Below are 16,222 nucleotides of genomic sequence, written 5' to 3'. Positions count from 1 at the left end.
GGGTGCGTGCGGGCAATCCACCGCATCCGCTTCCCAATTGACGGCACGTCAGGAAAACTGCCGGGATGCGAAAGGTATCCCGGCCAGCCGCCGTCCTCGTCCTGTGCGCCACGGCCGCCGCCACCCTGGCAGGCTGCGGAGGCCCGGCGCGCGAGGGCTACGTGGCCGTGGGCGCGGCCGCTCCGGGCCCGGAGCGGGGCGTCGGGGAGAACGTCGCCCCCAAGGCCCGGGTCGAGTTCCAGTCGCTCCCGCAGGCGGCACCCGGAACCTCAGCCGCCGGCGGCCCCTCGGGCAGCGCCTCGGCGGACATCCCGCCGGCCGGCGCCGCGGGCGCCACTCCGGGTGGGGTCCCCGGCGAGGTCCCGGGCGGTACGCAGCCCGGCGCTCCGGGGTCCCGGCCCCCCGGCGACTCCACCCCGGGCGGAGGCACGCCCAGCACTCCTGGCGGCACCGGGAACCCGCCCGGCACCGCACCCGGCACCAGGCCTCCCACCGCCCCGGGCGGTACGCCCGGCACTCCGTCGAGCCCGCCGCCGAAGCCCCGCCCGAGCGGGCCGGCACAGCCTCCGGCCACGCCGGCGAAGCTGAGCATCGGCGCGCCCACCCGTACCGCCACGGCGGAACGCTGGTGCGAGCAGGTCACGGTGTCCTTCACCAACACCGGCGGCACCGCGGCCCGTTCGGGCACGGTCAGCTTCGCGACGCACATCATCGGCGCACTGGGCGTCGACTGGGCCACCATCAACTCGACCCAGCCGCTGCCCGCCCCGATCGCGGGCGGCACGACGAAGACGCAGACCTACCGGATCTGCGTCGAAGCCTGGCGCGTCCCCCTGGGCATGCGGGTGGAGACCCAGAAGGTCACGGCCACCTGGAACTGAGCCCGGCGGCCGGCTCTCAGAGCGCGAGCCAGGCCACCACGGCGATCAGGACCACCGCGGCGATGCCTACGCCGATCCACAGGCCGGCGCCCGGTCCCGACTTGCGCGCGGAACGGTTCTGCATGCGCGATCCGGGCACGGCGGGGGCCGGTACCGGCTCCTCGACGAAGGCCCGGAACATCTGGGTGCTGCCCGCGGGGTCGTAGTCACCCTCGGGAGCCGGTGAGTTGTGGTTCGAGTCGTGATTCGCAGCCATGCGCAGGACCCTAGCCGGTTTTCCGATTCCTTTACCGCCCAGCCCCCGTATTCGTTTGCCTGTAACAACCATCTGCTCTTATGGTTGCCTGAAGCAACGACATTCGGAGGGGGGTCCCGGTGACCGAATCGCCCGTGGCTGCGCACGGCGCCGCCGCACAGTCCGAAGCCACCACGCCGGCCGCGCGGTACGCCGAACTGGCCCGCCAGCTCACCGGCATCGGCGCCGTCAAGCGCGACCTCGCCCGGCTCCTGCCCCCCGACTGCCCTCCCGGTTCGGCGGCCGTGCTCACGGTGCTCGACCGGCACGGCGAGATGCGGCTCAGCCGCCTCGCCGAGTACCTGGCCATCGACATCTCCGTGACCAGCCGGCACGTCGCGCACACCGCCGACCGCGGCTGGATCACCCGCGACACCGACCCCGGCGACGCCCGCTGCCGGATCCTGCGCCCGACCCCGGCCGGCCGCGCGCTCCTCACCGAGCTCGGCACCCGCCACACCCACGCGCTGGAGAAGGCCCTGGCCGACTGGTCCGACGCGGACATCGACCACCTCAACACCCTGCTGGCCCGACTCCGGTCGAGCTTCACGCATCCAGACAGCTAGACCGAAGGAACCACATGGCTACGACCACACCCACCGGTGTGCGGGGAGGCGGCCTGCCGGAGACCACGTCCGACAGCTCGCCCATGACCCACCCGCAGATCATGAAGGCGCTCTCCGGGCTGATGCTCGGCATGTTCGTGGCGATCCTGTCCTCCACGATCGTCTCCAACGCCCTGCCCCAGATCATCGGCGACCTCGGCGGCACCCAGTCCTCGTACACCTGGGTGGTCACGGCCGCCCTGCTCTCCATGACGGCGGCGACCCCGCTGTGGGGCAAGCTCTCCGACCTCTTCAGCAAGAAGCTGCTGGTCCAGATATCCCTGGTGATCTACGTCGTCGGCTCGATGGTCGCGGGCATGTCCCAGAACACCGGCATGCTCATCGCCTGCCGCGTGGTCCAGGGCATCGGCGTCGGCGGGCTCTCCGCCCTCGCCCAGATCGTGATGGCCGCGATGATCTCCCCGCGCGAGCGCGGCCGGTACAGCGGCTACCTCGGCGCGGTCTTCGCCGTCGCCACCGTCGGCGGCCCGCTGCTCGGCGGGGTCATCACCGACACGAGCTGGCTCGGCTGGCGCTGGTGCTTCTACGTCGGCGTCCCGTTCGCCGTCATCGCCCTGATCGTGCTCCAGCGCACCCTGCACCTGCCCGTCGTCCGCCGCGACGTCAAGGTCGACTGGCTCGGTGCCTTCCTGATCAGCGGCGCCGTCTCCCTCCTGTTGATCTGGGTGACCCAGGCCGGCAGCTCGTACGACTGGATCTCCTGGGAGACCTGGACGATGACGGGCGGCGCGCTCGCCCTCGGCCTGCTCTTCGTCCTCGTAGAGTCCCGGGCCAGCGACCCGATCATTCCGCTGCGTCTCTTCCGCAACAAGACCATCAGCCTCGCCTCGGCGGCCTCGCTCTTCGTCGGCATCGCGATGTTCTCGGGCACCGTGTTTTTCAGCCAGTTCTTCCAGTTGGCCCGCGGCGAGTCCCCCACGATGTCCGGAATCCTCACGATTCCGATGATCGGCGGACTCTTCGTCTCCTCCACCCTTTCCGGTCAGGTGATCACCAAGACCGGCAAGTGGAAGGCCTGGCTGGTCTCCGGCGGTGTGCTCCTGACGGCCGGACTCGGCCTGCTCGGCACCCTGCGGTACGACACCCCGTACTGGCACATCGCGATCTTCATGGCGCTGACCGGCCTCGGCCTCGGCATGACGATGCAGAACCTGGTCCTCGCCTCCCAGAACCAGGTGGCCCCCGAGGACCTCGGCGCCGCCAGCTCGGTCGTCACCTTCTTCCGCTCGCTCGGCGGCGCGATGGGCGTCTCCGCCCTCGGCGCGGTCATGGCCCACCGGGTCACCCACTACGTCCAGGACGGCCTCGCCGCGCTCGGCCCGAAGCCGGCGGCCATGGGCCACGGCGGCACCGGCGGGGGCGGGATCCCCGACCTCGACAAGCTGCCCGGGCCCTTCCGCACGGTCGTCGAGTCCGCGTACGGGCACGGCGTCGGCGACGTCTTCCTCTACGCCGCTCCCACCGCGCTGCTCGCGCTGGTGCTGATGGTGTTCATCAAGGAGGTCGCCCTGAAGTCGAAGCCGGCGGCCGACCAGCCGACCGCAGCCTCGGCGGAGTAGCCGGGCGGTCTACGGAGCTGCGGGGGCGGCGGACACGGCGGAGGCGGCGGAGGCGGCCGGTGCGGTGCCCCCGCCGAGCGACCGGGGTGCGCACGGATGCCGGCGATCAGGACGTCGAGCGCGAGGCGGAACTCCCCGTCGGGCAGCCGCCGGACCGTGCCTCCGCCAGCCGTGGAGGAACCCGAGCCCGGCGGCGAGCCGCCTCGTGGAGAACCGGGCCAGTCCCTCGGTGTCCAGCAGCCGCACGGCCGCAGCCGTGATCCGCTCCCGGTCGGGTCCGGCGGGGGCCTCGCTGCGCCGCCGGGCGGGAGCGGCCGCCCGAACGGCCGGCCGGACGCAGGTCCGGGCCGTACCGGGGTCCGCCGGCGTGACCACGGAGGCACCCTCCTCACGCGCACGGGACCCGTCCGCAAGGCCCGGTCCGCCCCCGTGGTGCCAGGGGGGCGGACTCGGGGATGCGGCGGGTTTCAGGACGTCGTGGACGCCTGTGACGTGGGCGCGGTGAGGTCGTAGAAGGTGGCTCCGCCGATGGTGGAGGCCTTGAAGTTGGCCTTGACCCAGGTCTCGACGGAACTGCTCACGCCCCCGCCGGGGCCGCCCCCGCCCCGGGCAGCGGTGCCCGTCCCGGCGGCGCCGCCCGCTTCGCCGGCGGCTGCGGCACCACCGGCTCCCGCGCTGCTCTGGCCGATGAAGTAGTGGATCCTCCCGGCGCTCACGTACTCCTTGAACTGCTCCAGGGTCGGCGAGGGGTCGCTGCCGTTGAAGCCGCCGAGGGCCATCACCGGCTGCTGCGAAGCCAGCTGGTAACTCGCGGCGTTCTGCGAGCCGATGGCGGCCGCGGCCCACGTGTACCGGTCGGCGTCGGCGCGCAGTGCGGCCGTGGCCTCGGCGCTGGTCCTCGTCCCGCCGAGCAGGCCTCCCATGCCGCCTCCGCCCATGCCGCCTCCACCCATGCCGCCGCCGCCCGGGCCGCCGCCGGTGGTTCCGCCCGGGCCGCCGCCCGGGCGGGTGCTCCGGCCGCCATCGGCGGACTGGTTGCCGCCGGGGGCCTGGCTACCGGGGAGCTGGCCGCCGGGAGCCTGGCCGCCTTGCGCGGTTCCGCCCGGGGGCATGCCCTGCGGTGCGGCTCCGCCGTCGGGCATCCCGCCGCCGCCCGGCATCTCGAAGCCGCGCATCCCGCCGCCGGGGCCGCCGCGGCCGCCCGCGACCGCGGGGCCCGCGGTGACGATCGAGCCCGTGTGCGGGGTGGTCACGGTGGTCAGGCAGTAGGCGAGGGGTCCGGCCAGGGCCACGCCCAAGCCGACTGCCGCCACGCCGAGTGCGGTCCGGCGGCCCAGCCGCGCGGCGAACGGCAGCAGCAGGGCCGTGCCGAGTCCGACAGTGAGGACCGACCAGCGCAACCACGGCACGTACTCCGCGGAGCGACCGAGCAACACGAAGGCCCAGTACGACGAGAGAGCGAGGGTCCCCGAGAGCGTGAGGGAGGCGGCCCGGCTGCCCCGCTCCTCCCACAGGACGGCGAGACCCATGCCGACCAGGGCGGCGATGTAGGGGGCCAGGGCGACGGTGTAGTACTCGTGGAAGATGCCCTGCATGAAGCTGAAGACCACCGCGGTGATCAGCAGCGCCCCGCCCCAGGCGAGGAAGGCCGCGCGGGCCATGCCCTCCAGCGAGTCGGTGGCCCGGCGGGCCCGCCAGGTGACCACGAGCCCCGCGACGAGCAGGACCAGCGCGGCGGGCAGCAGCCAGCCGATCTGACCGCCGATGTTGGAGGAGAACAGCCGGTCGATGCCGGTCTCCCCCCAGCTCATCCCGCCGCCACCACCGCCACCGGGGCCGCCGGCCATGCCCTCGGCGGCCGCGCGGCCCCCGCCGCCGACGCTGCCGGTCTCCTCGCCGTTGATCCGGCCGAGGCCGTTGTAGCCGAGGGTCAGTTCCAGGAAGGAGTTGGTCTGCGAGCCCCCGATGTACGGGCGGGAGGAGGCGGGCCACAGTTCGACGACCGCCACCCACCAGCCGCCGGCCAGCACCATCGCGAGCCCCGAGAGCAGCAGTTGTCCCAGGCGCCGGCGCAGCCGTGTCGGCGCGCAGACCGCGTACAGCAGGGCGAGGGGCGGCAGGATGACGAAGGCCTGGAGAGTCTTGGTCAGGAAGGCGAAGCCCACCGCGATCCCGGCCCAGACGAGCCACGTGGTGTGCGCCCCGTCGAGGGCCCGGAGCACGCAGTACACGGTGACGGTCATCAGCAGGGTCAGCAGTGCGTCGGGGTTGTTGAAGCGGAACATCAGCGCGGCCACGGGCGTGAGCGCGAAGACGGATCCGCTGATCAGGGCTGCCACCGGGCCGAACTGCCGGCGCACCGAGGCGTAGAGCACGGCGGTCGTCCCCACGCCCATGAGGGCCTGCGGGACCAGGACCTGCCAGGCACCGAGCCCGAAGAGCCGGACGGACAGCATCATCGGCCACAGCGCGGCCGGGGGCTTGTCGACGGTGATGGAGTTCCCGGCATCGGAGGAGCCGAAGAAGAAGGCCTTCCAGCTCTCGCTGCCCGCCTGGACCGCGGCGGAGTAGAAGGAGTTGGCGTAGCCCGAGGCCCCGAGGTCCCACAGCAGCAGGACGGCGGTGGCGAGGAGCAGCCCGAGGAGGGCCGGGCGTTCCCAGCCGGGCCGCGCGGCGTGTGCCTGGGCCGCCCTGTGGGACGGGGCGGCCGGGGAGGGCGGGTGGAGCGGTAGCGCTGCCGTGGTCATCAGGAGTGGTCCTTCGCGGGAGTGGTGCGCCGTTCGGGGAAGACCCAGGCGCGGAAGAGCAGGAACCGCAGCACGGTGGCGGCGAGGTTGGCGGTGACCAGGACGGCCAGCTCGGTGCTGTGCCCCGGCTTGGCGTTGGCAGCCCCGAGGGCGGCGAGCGATCCGCTGGTCAGGGCCAGTCCGATGGCGAACACCACGAGCCCCTGGGCCTGGTGGCGCACGGCGCGGGCCCGGCCGCGGACGCCGAAGGTGAGCCGGCGGTTCGCGGCGGTGTTGGCGACGGCGGAGAGCAGCAGCGCGGTGGCGTTGGCGAGCTGGGGGCCGGCGGCGGTCCGGACCGCGGTGTAGAGGAGCAGGTAGAGGAGGGTGGACAGGGCTCCGACCACGCAGAAGCCCAGCAGCTGGCGGGCCAGCCCGCGGGGTACCCCGGGCAGGGCGGTGCGGTCGCGCGGGTCGTCTCCGAAGGGGCGCGCGAGCCGGTCCAGCGGGAGCGCGCCGACGGCCAGCGCCCTGCCCACCCGCCAGACGCCCTTGAGGTCCTCCGCGGCGGTGCGGGCGATGTGAACGGTGGAATCGGGGTCGTCGACCCAGTCCACCGGGACCTCGTGGATCCGTAGCCCGGCCCGCTCGGCGAGGACCAGCAGCTCGGTGTCGAAGAACCAGCCGGAGTCCTCCACGAGCGGCAGCAGCCGCGTCGCGACCTCGCGGCGGATCGCCTTGAAGCCGCACTGGGCGTCGCTGAAGCGGGCGGAGAGCGAGGAGCGCAGGAGCAGGTTGTAGGCGCGGGAGATGAACTCCCGCTTCGCTCCCCGGACCACCCGCGAGGAGCGGGCCAGGCGGGTGCCGATGGCGAGGTCGGAGTGGCCGGAGATCAGTGGGGCGACCAGTGGCAGCAGGGCGTTGAGGTCGGTGGAGAGGTCCACGTCCATGTACGCCAGGACGGGCGCGTCCGACTCCCCCCACACCGTGCGCAGGGCCCGGCCGCGGCCCTTCTGCTCCAGCCGGGTGCTGCGTACCCCGGCCACGGAGGCGGCGAGGGCGGCCGCGACCTCGGGGGTGCGGTCGGTGCTCGCGTTGTCGGCGATGGTGATGCGGAAGGGGTACGGGAAGGTCCGGGTGAGGTGCTCGTGCAGCCTGCGCACGCAGGGGCCGAGGTCCGTCTCCTCGTTGAAGACCGGGATCACCACGTCGAGGACGGGCTCTCCCGGTACGGGCGCGAGGGGCGCCCGTACCGGGAGCGCTCCGGGAGAGGTGTCGGTAGGCATGCCCCGAGCCTCCGGGGCCGGGCTGTCACCGCTGTGTGCTGACCCTGTGGCCCGTCTGTGAGTTCGGCTGCGCGGCGGGGGCCTTGGCGGTGCGGGCCGCGGGGGCCTTGGCGGTGCGGGCCGGGAGGGCCTTGGGGGTGCGGGCCGGGAGGGCCTTGGGGGTGCGGGCCGGGAGGGTGGCGGGGACGGCGGGGATCTCCGGGTCGGACAGGGGGAGCAGGACCTCGAAGGAGGTGTGGCCGGGGGCACTGCGGACGCCGACGCTGCCGCCGTGGGCCGAGACCACGGCCGCGACGATGGCCAGGCCGAGGCCGGTGGAGCCCGCCGAGCGCGAGCGGGAGGCGTCGCCGCGGGCGAAGCGCTCGAAGACGTGGGGCAGCAGTTCGGGCGGGATGCCGGGGCCGTCGTCCTCGATCCGGAGCCGGACGGCGGATGTTTCACGTGAAACACGCGCGGTGACGGTGGTGCCGGGCGGGGTGTGGGTCCGGGCGTTGGCCAGCAGGTTCACCAGCACCTGCTGGATCCGGGCCGGGTCGGCGTGGACGGGCGCCGGCTCCTCGGGGAGTTCCAGGCGCCAGTGGTGGCCCTGGCCGGCGGCCCGGGCGTCGCTGACGGCGTCCACGACCAGCGGGGCCAGATCGGTGTCGCAGGTGGACAACGGGCGGCCGGCATCGAGCCGGGCCAGCAGCAGCAGGTCCTCCACCAGCCCGGTCATCCGGGTGGCCTCGGACTCGATGCGGCCCAGGGCGTGCCGGGTGTCGGGGCCCGGCTCCTCGCGGCCCCGGCGGGTCAGTTCGGCGTAGCCGCGGATCGAGGCGAGCGGGGTGCGCAGCTCGTGGCTGGCGTCGGCGACGAACTGGCGGACCCGGGTCTCGCTCTGCTGGCGTGCGGTCAGGGCCGAGGAGACGTGGCCCAGCATCCGGTTGAGGGCGGCGCCGACCTGCCCGACCTCGGTACGGGGGTCGGCCTCTGCGTCGGGGACCCGCTCGTGGAGGGCGGGCTCGCCGCTGTGCAGGGTGAGTTCGGAGACCCGGGTGGCGGTGGCCGCGACCCTGCGCAGCGGGCGCAGGGCGACACCGACCAGGGCCTGTCCGGCGAGGGAGGCCGCGATCAGCCCGGCGAGGGTGACGAAGACCTCCACCGCGATCAGGGTGTGCACGGTGGAGTCGACCTCGGTGAGCGGGAATCCGAGCACGATGCTGCCGTCGGGCGAAGTGAGCACCCGGTAACCGCCGAGGCCGGGCAGGTGCAGCTCGACGGGGCTGCCGGGACGGCCGCCGGCCTGCTTGCGGGCGGCCCCGGCAAGGGCGGCTGCCTGCTCCGTGGTGAGGGGCGGGTGCCCACCGGACGCGGAGCCGCCGACGGCGGCGGCGCCGCGCTCGCTGCGGACGCTGTCGACGACCTTCCCCGCGGCGTCGAGCCGGATCCCGGTGGCGCCCAACGGGGATCCGGGTCCCAGGACGACGCCGAGGTTGTTCTCCCGGACGGGTTTGCCCGGTGCGTTGGGGCGGCTCACCATCTCGACGGAGAAACTCAGCTGTTCGTCGACCTTGTCGACCAGGTACGAGCGCAGCGCGACGGTGGTGACGGTGCCGATGGCCGCGCCGACGACGGCGATGAGGGCCACCGCCGAGACGACGAGCCGGGTCCGCAGCGACCAGGGCCGCCGGCTCCGGCGGGGACGCCGGGGGCCGGCGGGACGCCCGGGGCGGCCCGGTTTGCGGGGACGGCGGGAGCGCGCGGGTGCGGTGACGTCCCCGGCTCGCGGTTCGGCCGCCTTGCGCACACGGCCGGCCGGCCGGGGCTCACCGGCCGCCACTAGTCGGCCGGCTTGATCAGGTAGCCGGCGCCGCGGCGGGTGTGGATCATCGGCGGGAGGCCGGTTCCGCTCTCCAGCTTGCGCCGCAGGTAGGAGATGTACAGCTCGACGACGTTGGCCTGACCGCCGAAGTCGTACGACCACACGCGGTCCAGGATCTGCGCCTTGCTCAGCACCCGGCGCGGGTTGCGCATCAGGTAGCGCAGCAGCTCGAACTCGGTCGCGGTCAGGTGGACGTCCTGACCGCTCCGGGTCACCTCGTGGCTGTCCTCGTCGAGCCGCAGGTCGCCGACCTCCAGCACCGAGCCGCCGCGCGCGGCCTGCGCCGCGCCGGAGCGCCGGACCAGGCCGCGCAGCCGGGCGACGACCTCCTCCAGGCTGAAGGGCTTGGTGACGTAGTCGTCGCCGCCCGCCGTCAGACCCGCGATGCGGTCCTCGACCGAGTCCTTCGCGGTCAGGAACAGCACCGGGACGTGCGGGAGCTCGCGCCGCAGGCGGCCCAGGACGGCCAGCCCGTCCATGTCGGGGAGCATGATGTCGAGCAGGACGACGTCGGGCCGGAACTCCCGCGCCGCGCGCACCGCGCCCGCACCGTCGCCCGCGCTGCGGACCTCGCAGCCCTCGTAGCGCAGGGCCATCGAGAGCAGCTCGGAGAGGGCGGCCTCGTCGTCCACGACGAGGACCCGGCACGGGCTGCCGTCGGGCCTGACGAGGGCCGTGTGGTTGCCGGTGGACGTGGACGCGTGGGAAGTGGTCGTCGCAGTCATGCGTACACGCTGGCCGCCGCCCGTGAGAGCGCTCTTGCCTGAACCTGTGAATTCCCTGAGAAACCCCACCCGCCCCTCAGGCCAGGTGGAAGAGCCGGGCTCCGTTGTCGTGGCAGACGGCGCGCAGCCAGGCGTCGCCGAGGCCGAGCCGTTCGAGGGCCTCGAGCTGGTGCTCGTAGGGGTAGGGGATGTTCGGGAAGTCGGTGCCCAGCAGGATCCGGTCGCCGAGGTCGGCGAGCCGGCCCCGGTCCTGCGGCGGGAAGCCGCTGAACTGCTCCGAGAAGTCGGTGAAGGCCATGGTGGTGTCGAGGCGGACCTCGGAGTACCGGTCGGCGAGGTCGAGGAAGTCCGCGTACTCCGGCATCCCCATGTGCGCGACGATCAGCGGCAGCCGGGGGTGGCGGGCCAGCAGTCGGGCGATCGGCTCGGGGCCGGTGTGCTTCCCCGGGACGGGCCCCGAACCGCAGTGCACGACCGTCGGGATCCCGGCCTCTGCGAGGAGCCCCCAGACCGGGTCGAGCCGGTCGTCGGTGGGGTCGTACCCGCCCACCTGGAGATGGGCCTTGAACACCCGGGCCCCCGCCGCGACGGCCTGGCCGACGTACTCCCGCACCCCGTCCTCCGGGAAGAAGGTCGCGGTGTGCAGGCAGTCGGGGGTGCGGGCGGCGAAATCGGCGGACCAGGAGTTGAGCCAGGCGGCCATGGCCGGCTTGTGCGGGTAGAGCATGGCGGTGAAGGCCCGGACTCCGAACTCCCGGAGCAGCGCGACCCGCTGCTCTTCCTCGTGCCGGTAGGTGATGGGCCATTCGACGCCCGTCAGCGGGCCGACCGCGTCGAAGTAGTCCCACACCTTGTCCAGGACCCGCTCGGGCATGAAGTGCGTGTGTACGTCGACCAGCCCGGGCACCCCGAGCCGTTCCCGGAACGCCCGGACGGCCTCAGCCGTCTTCACGGACAAAGCCGTGGCTCCGCTCGACCGTCGCGATGTGCAGCGTGTAGCTCTCGTACCAGTCGGCGCGGCCCTGCTTCATCGCCGCCTGGTGCTCCATCTCCTGGCGCCAGAGGGCGAGGGACTCGTGGTCGCGGAAGTAGGCCACGGTGATGCCGAGCCCACCGGGCGTCCGTGCGGACTCGTAGCCGAGGAAACCCGGGTTGCCGCTGACGAGCTCGGTCATCCGGGCGAGCGTCTCGGGGTATCCACTGTCCTCGGGGGTCCGGACGCTGGTGAACACACTGATCACATAGGGCGGTTCGAAGGCCTGTACGGGCTGGATGGTCATGTCCACCACCCTCTGCGGCCGGTGCCTGGCATGTCCACCGGAAAACGGCCCGGACGGCCAAAGGGATCCAAGTTTTGACCTTGCCCCCCTCACCGGGTCGGGTCAGAACAGCCCGTCCTGCGCGGCGGCGATGTCCCGCCCGCTGCCCGGGATCCCTGCGACGGGCACCTCGGCGGCATCGCCCTCCCCGGGCGCCACCAGCTCCCACCCCGCGAGCAGCCGGGTGTCCACCACCAGCCCGTCGGCGAAGTGCAGATCGGGCCCGGCCGCCCCGACGAGCCGCCCGGCGACGACCCCGCCGGGCACCATCTCGGTGATCACCCGGGCAGGGGCGGGCAGGGCGTCGAGCCCGAACGCCCCTGCGTGGTCGGTCACCTCGCACTCCAGCCTCTCCAGCGACTCCGGCCACCCCTCCAGCGCGGTTGCCCGGGCGTGCAGGGCCGCGACCTCCGCCGCCCGCTCGGGTCCCGGCGCTGCCTCTCCCCGCACGGACCGCTTGCGGGCATAGGCGATCCGGTCCGGCACTCCGAGCGCGGCCCGCAGCAGCTCCTCGGTCCGGCGGGTCGCCATCAGCGGTCCGCGCCCCAGCCAGGCCCAGGCCACCGCCCCTTGCTCCAGCAGCCGGACGGACCCGCGCTCCTCGGCGGTGATCCCCACCTTGACCAGCCCGGCCCCGAACCAGGCGAGGTACACCCGGTAGGTACGCGGATCACCGGCGTTGGTGTCGGCCGCGACCGAGAAGGAACGGTCCAGGCCGGCGCACTCGGGGCACTGGGCGTTCCCCGCCCGGCCGGGCACGGTCCGCTCCGTCGGGCACGGCGTCCGCCGTCCGGCCCGCCGGATGCCGAGGCAGTGGCGCTCTCCCCGGGCGGCGAAGGCGAGCGGCTGCCCGTACGCGAGGAGGCTCGTGCGCTCTCCTTGTCCCGGTCCCCGCCCGTACCAGCCCATGGCGGGCCGGCCGTCGTTCCACCGGAGGCCGGTGCACCACCAGGTCACAGGGGGAGCGGTCGCTCGAAGAAGGTCTCCAGGACGACGGTGGCCTGCGTCCCGCTGACACCGTCGATGGCGTAGAGGCGGCGCAGGACGTCCTGCAGCTGCTCGGTGGTGGCCGTGCGGACCTTGACCATGACCGAGGCGCTCCCGGCGATGATGTGCGCCTCCTGGATCTCCGCGATGGCCTCGAAGGCGGCCCGCGAGTCGCCCATCCAGGCCGTGGAGTCGACCATCACGTAGGCCAGCACCCCGCTGCCGACGGCCGCCGGATCCACCTCGACCGTGGTCCGCCGGATGACCCCCCGCTCGCGCAGCTTGCGTACGCGCTCGTGAGTGGCGCCCGCGGAGAGCCCGACCGCCGCGGCCAGCGCCGCGTACGGCTGGCCCGCGTCCTCCTGGAGGCGCTGGATCAGCGCCCGGTCGATGTCGTCCACCGAACTACCTCCTACGTCCCTGCACACCCTCGCGGAGACGCTACCGGACCCTGCCGTCACCCCCCGCGACCGAACAGCGTTCGGCCGTCCCCGCCCTCCCCCGGCTCGCCTACCGAGCGACGAACTGAGTCAGGATCGCCTGGACCTCATAGATGTCGACGCCCTTCGTGAAGGTCTTCGCTATCGGCGCCGAGGTACCGGAGAGCCATATCTTCAGCTCCGCGTCCAGGTCGAAATGGCCCGCGGTCTCCACGGAGAAGTGCGTGATGCTCCGGTACGGGATCGAGTGGTACTCGACCTTCTTCCCCGTGAGCCCCTGCTTGTCGATGAGCACGAGCCGCCGGTCGGTGAACAGGATCGTGTCGCGGATCAGCAGATACGCGGCGTGCACCTGCTCCCCCTGCCCCAGCAGCCGCGCGTACTCGCGGTGCGCCGACGCCGGATCCACGGCGTGCGCGTTCCCGAACAGTCCCATGTGAGCTCCCCCTGCTTTCCCGGTGACGTTTCCCAGTGAGTCGATCTCCAAGAAACCGTATCCGGGCCGTGCGTCACCCCGCGTCCCCCGGCAGAGCCATCCCACCCCGTGACTCCCCGGAGCCAGGGCTCATCACTGAGGAGGAGAAGGAGAGGACGACGAGGAAGGCAAGGAGGAGGACAACGCAAGAGGCCCCCCGGTGAACCGGGGGGCCTCTTGGGCTGTGCACTCGGCAGGATTCGAACCTGCAACCTTCTGATCCGTAGTCAGATGCTCTATCCGTTAAGCTACGAGTGCTTGGCGGGCCGGGGTTTTGCGCCCCGTTGGCCTTGCGAGAACAACAATACATGGACCTCGCCGGGACGCGAAATCCATTAGCCCCACCTGCTCTGACCTGCGGAAATGACTCGGAAGAAGATCATCCGGTTGGGTGCCGGGGCGTCCCCGGCGCGCGTCCGTGCGGGCAGATCCCGCCATCTCCCGCACCCCGAACGCACCGAAGCCCCGGTCCGCAAGGACCGGGGCTTCGTGAAGTGCGGAGGCGGAGGGATTTGAACCCTCGATGGGGGGTAAGCCCCAAACCGCATTAGCAGTGCGGCGCCATAGACCGGACTAGGCGACGCCTCCAGCACACCCCCGCGTACGAAGGTGCGTGCAGATGATGACACAGGCCAGGGGCCCGTCACCAATCCGCTCCCACGGTACAAGGAGGGCGGCCCGCAGAGCAAAGCCTTAAGCACCCCCGCGTGCGGAACGTCGGAGCCGGCTCGTCGTTGGTCTGTCGTACGACGTACGGACGACCTGGAGTTCCCCATGCTGCGTCTCGCCGCTTTCGCCGTCGCCTCCGCTCTGGCCACAGGGGCGGCGGGCCCCCTGCCCCCGCTGCCGCCCCTGAGCCGGCTGCTGGCCGCCCCCGACCGGCTCACCATCGTCGTCGACGACACGGGCAACCCGCTCGCCGATGGCGAGTACCGACTGGAGTGCGATCCGCCCGGCGGCAACCACCCCCGGGCCGAGGACGCCTGCGCCCGCCTCGAAGCCCTCGCGCGCGAGGGGAAGGACCCCTTCGCCCCCGAGCCCAAGAACCAGCTGTGCACCATGCAGGACGGCGGCCGCGCCACCGCCCGGATCACCGGAACGTGGCATGGCAACAGGGTGGACTCCCGGTTCCGCCGGACGAACGGGTGCGAGATCCGCCGGTGGAACGACTTGGAACCTGTGCTTCCGCGTGGGCGTTCCTGACCTGGGAGGATGCGCCGGTCGGGCGTTATGCGCCGGGCATCCGCCCCCTCATCGGGAGCCCGTGCGCTTAGACTCCTCCCGTGACATGCCGGTAGTTGTGGTCAGGGAGGAAGCTCGTCGTGAGCAGCAGGCCATCCCGAGGCGCTGCTCGCCTCGCAGCAATACTCGACGCTCTTCCGGACGCGCTGTTGCTCGTCAACGCCAACGGCACGGTCGTCAACGCGAATTCGATCGCCCTGGAGGTCATGGAGAGCCCAGGTACCGGTCTCGTCGGCCGGGGCGTGCTCGACCTCCTGCCCGAGTTCGACTCCAAGCTGATCCCCGGCTCCATGCGCCGGCCCGGCGAGGACGAGGGCGGCCGCGCCCGCCCGAAACGGATGGTGGCGCGCCGCACCGACGGCAGCGAGTTCCCCGTCGAGGTCACCGCGGCCCATCTCGACGGCCGTGACGCCTACCGCGAGCCGCAGCCCTCGTACACCGGCGACGAGCTGCTGATGCTCGTCGTGCGGGACCTCTCACAGACGGTGGACACCGAGGCCGAGCTGGCCCGCTCGCAGCGCCAGACCGAGATGATCCTGCGCGCCGCCGCCGAGGGCGTCGTCGGCACGGACACCGACGGCAGGGTGGTGCTGGTCAATCCGGCCGCCGCCCAGATCCTCGGCTACCGCGCCACCGACCTCGGCAACCGCGAACTGCACGGGCTGGTCCAGCACTCGCGCGCCGACGGTTCGCCGTTCCCCTTCGAGGAGTCCCCGCTCGCCGACACGCTGCGCAGCGGACGCAAGCACCGGGTCCGCGGCCAGGTGCTGTGGAACAAGGCCGGGCAGCCCGTCGCCGTGGACCTGACCACCTCTCCCGTACGGGACGGGGAGCAGCTCGTCGGCGCCGTCATGACCTTCACCGACCGGCGCTCCTACGACGCGCTGGCCGCGCGCCACGCCCAGCTGCTGTCCGTCCTCGGCGACTCCCTGCGCGGACCGCTGGAGGAGCTGCGCGGGGAGCTGGCCACGCTGGCCGCCGACGACGCGGGACAGCTGTGGCCCGAGGCCAACCAGCTCCTGCACCACCTGGCCGCCGGGTACTCCCGGATGACCACGCTGGTCGACAACGTGCTCGCCTTCCAGCGTCTGGACGCGGGCGGCGAGAAGCTCGACAAGAAGAAGGTGCTGATCGACGGGGTCGTCGCGGCCGGTGTCGACGGCGCGGTCGAGCTCATCGGCCCCGGGCGGGCGCAGTTCGCCGTGCACGCCCCGACCATCGAGGCCGAGGTGGACGCGGAGCGGATCGCGACCGCCCTCGCGCACCTGGTCGCGGACGTCGCCGGGGTGGATGCCACGGGCAAGACCCCCCAGGGCAGCGGGTACATGGACTCGACGATCGTGGTGGCCGCCGCGCAGCGCGGCGACGTCGTACGCATCGAGGTGCGCGGCCCGTACGAGGGCGGCAACCCGGTGCACGAGCCGATCGTGCGGGGCATCGTGGAGGCGCACGGCGGTGTGCTGCAGACGGTGGAGGTGCCGGGCGCTCCCGGCGGGGCGTACGTACTGGAGCTGCCGCTGGGCGCGGGAGCCGGGACGGTCACGCTGCCCGAGCCGGTGGAGGCTCCCCCGGCCGAGCCCGGGACGGGGTCCGAGCCCGGGACCGAGGGCGGCCCGGGGCAGGTCTCGGGCGGCCCGGGGCAGGTCTCCGGCGGCCGGCGGGCCCGGCGCGGTGTGGACGCGTTCCTCGACGACGACGCCGCTGTCGGCGCGGGAGCCGTCAGCGGCTCCGGCACCGGCGTGGCGACAGCGGGCCAGGACCCCGACGGCGGGAGCGCGCTCGCGCTGCCGTCCGGCCGGC

The 16,222-nt window shown here is 73.1% G+C and carries 15 protein-coding genes, 2 tRNA genes and 1 pseudogene; 5 read left to right on the top strand and 13 right to left on the bottom strand.

Going from position 1 to position 16,222, the window contains the following annotated elements:
- Positions 1-65: 65 nt before the first annotated feature.
- Complete coding sequence (locus ABZY57_RS13915) at positions 66-881, top strand: hypothetical protein (RefSeq protein WP_356511498.1); 816 nt, start codon at positions 66-68, stop codon at positions 879-881.
- A gap of 16 nt (positions 882-897) precedes the next feature.
- Here ABZY57_RS13915 and ABZY57_RS13910 read toward each other — a convergent pair whose 3' ends face one another.
- A complete protein-coding gene (locus ABZY57_RS13910; protein WP_356511496.1) occupies positions 898-1,137 on the bottom strand; it encodes a hypothetical protein in 240 nt (79 codons plus the stop codon).
- A 134-nt stretch (positions 1,138-1,271) separates the two neighbouring features.
- Between ABZY57_RS13910 and ABZY57_RS13905 the strand changes: the two genes are divergently transcribed.
- Both ABZY57_RS13905 and ABZY57_RS13900 read left to right on the top strand, forming a co-directional pair.
- The gene (locus ABZY57_RS13905) at positions 1,272-1,742 is read left to right on the top strand and encodes a MarR family transcriptional regulator (protein ID WP_356511566.1); all 471 of its coding nucleotides are present in this window, start codon (positions 1,272-1,274) and stop codon (positions 1,740-1,742) included.
- A gap of 14 nt (positions 1,743-1,756) precedes the next feature.
- Complete coding sequence (locus ABZY57_RS13900; protein ID WP_356511494.1) at positions 1,757-3,361, top strand: MDR family MFS transporter; 1,605 nt, start codon at positions 1,757-1,759, stop codon at positions 3,359-3,361.
- A 192-nt stretch (positions 3,362-3,553) separates the two neighbouring features.
- Here ABZY57_RS13900 and ABZY57_RS13895 read toward each other — a convergent pair.
- From ABZY57_RS13895 to ABZY57_RS13840, 12 genes and pseudogenes are all read right to left on the bottom strand, one after another.
- Positions 3,554-3,736, bottom strand: a pseudogene (locus ABZY57_RS13895) (TetR/AcrR family transcriptional regulator); the annotation flags it as partial.
- A gap of 92 nt (positions 3,737-3,828) precedes the next feature.
- Positions 3,829-6,108 carry a glycosyltransferase family 39 protein gene (locus tag ABZY57_RS13890; protein WP_356511492.1) on the bottom strand — a complete coding sequence of 760 codons (2,280 nt, stop codon included), beginning with the start codon at positions 6,106-6,108 and terminating at the stop codon, positions 3,829-3,831.
- Positions 6,108-7,373, bottom strand: a complete 1,266-nt coding sequence (locus ABZY57_RS13885; protein WP_356511490.1) for a bifunctional glycosyltransferase family 2/GtrA family protein — start codon at positions 7,371-7,373, stop codon at positions 6,108-6,110. The genes ABZY57_RS13890 and ABZY57_RS13885 overlap by 1 nt, the downstream gene beginning before the upstream one ends.
- 25 nt (positions 7,374-7,398) lie before the next feature.
- A complete protein-coding gene (locus ABZY57_RS13880; RefSeq protein ID WP_356511564.1) occupies positions 7,399-9,027 on the bottom strand; it encodes a HAMP domain-containing sensor histidine kinase in 1,629 nt (542 codons plus the stop codon).
- A 164-nt stretch (positions 9,028-9,191) separates the two neighbouring features.
- Complete coding sequence (locus ABZY57_RS13875; RefSeq protein ID WP_356511488.1) at positions 9,192-9,959, bottom strand: response regulator transcription factor; 768 nt, start codon at positions 9,957-9,959, stop codon at positions 9,192-9,194.
- 76 nt (positions 9,960-10,035) lie between these two features.
- The gene (locus ABZY57_RS13870; RefSeq protein WP_356511486.1) at positions 10,036-10,917 is read right to left on the bottom strand and encodes an amidohydrolase family protein; all 882 of its coding nucleotides are present in this window, start codon (positions 10,915-10,917) and stop codon (positions 10,036-10,038) included.
- Positions 10,898-11,239: an antibiotic biosynthesis monooxygenase gene (locus tag ABZY57_RS13865; RefSeq protein WP_356511484.1), complete on the bottom strand. Its 342-nt coding sequence runs from the start codon at positions 11,237-11,239 to the stop codon at positions 10,898-10,900. Before ABZY57_RS13865 ends, ABZY57_RS13870 begins: the two co-directional genes overlap by 20 nt.
- 102 nt (positions 11,240-11,341) lie before the next feature.
- A complete protein-coding gene (locus ABZY57_RS13860; protein WP_356511562.1) occupies positions 11,342-12,187 on the bottom strand; it encodes a DUF2797 domain-containing protein in 846 nt (281 codons plus the stop codon).
- Between the two features lie 44 nt (positions 12,188-12,231).
- A complete protein-coding gene (locus tag ABZY57_RS13855) occupies positions 12,232-12,666 on the bottom strand; it encodes an Lrp/AsnC family transcriptional regulator (RefSeq protein ID WP_356511482.1) in 435 nt (144 codons plus the stop codon).
- Positions 12,667-12,775: 109 nt separating this feature from the next.
- Positions 12,776-13,141: a PH domain-containing protein gene (locus ABZY57_RS13850; RefSeq protein ID WP_356511480.1), complete on the bottom strand. Its 366-nt coding sequence runs from the start codon at positions 13,139-13,141 to the stop codon at positions 12,776-12,778.
- Positions 13,142-13,365: 224 nt separating this feature from the next.
- Positions 13,366-13,438 (bottom strand) — tRNA-Arg (locus ABZY57_RS13845).
- 239 nt (positions 13,439-13,677) lie between these two features.
- Positions 13,678-13,768, bottom strand: a tRNA-Ser gene (locus ABZY57_RS13840).
- A 186-nt stretch (positions 13,769-13,954) separates the two neighbouring features.
- On the opposite strand from ABZY57_RS13840, the gene ABZY57_RS13835 reads away from it, so the two are divergent.
- Both ABZY57_RS13835 and ABZY57_RS13830 read left to right on the top strand, forming a co-directional pair.
- On the top strand, positions 13,955-14,383 hold the full coding sequence (locus ABZY57_RS13835; protein ID WP_356511478.1) for an SSI family serine proteinase inhibitor: 429 nt from the start codon (positions 13,955-13,957) through the stop codon (positions 14,381-14,383).
- 119 nt (positions 14,384-14,502) lie between these two features.
- Positions 14,503-16,222, top strand: a 1,720-nt coding sequence (locus tag ABZY57_RS13830) for a PAS domain-containing protein (protein ID WP_356511476.1), incomplete at its 3' end; no start/stop codon positions are given.

The sequence above is a fragment of the Streptomyces sp. NPDC006450 genome, from assembly GCF_040612195.1.
In the GTDB taxonomy this organism is placed as follows: domain Bacteria; phylum Actinomycetota; class Actinomycetes; order Streptomycetales; family Streptomycetaceae; genus Streptomyces.
This window is presented reverse-complemented; position numbering and strand designations above follow the sequence as displayed.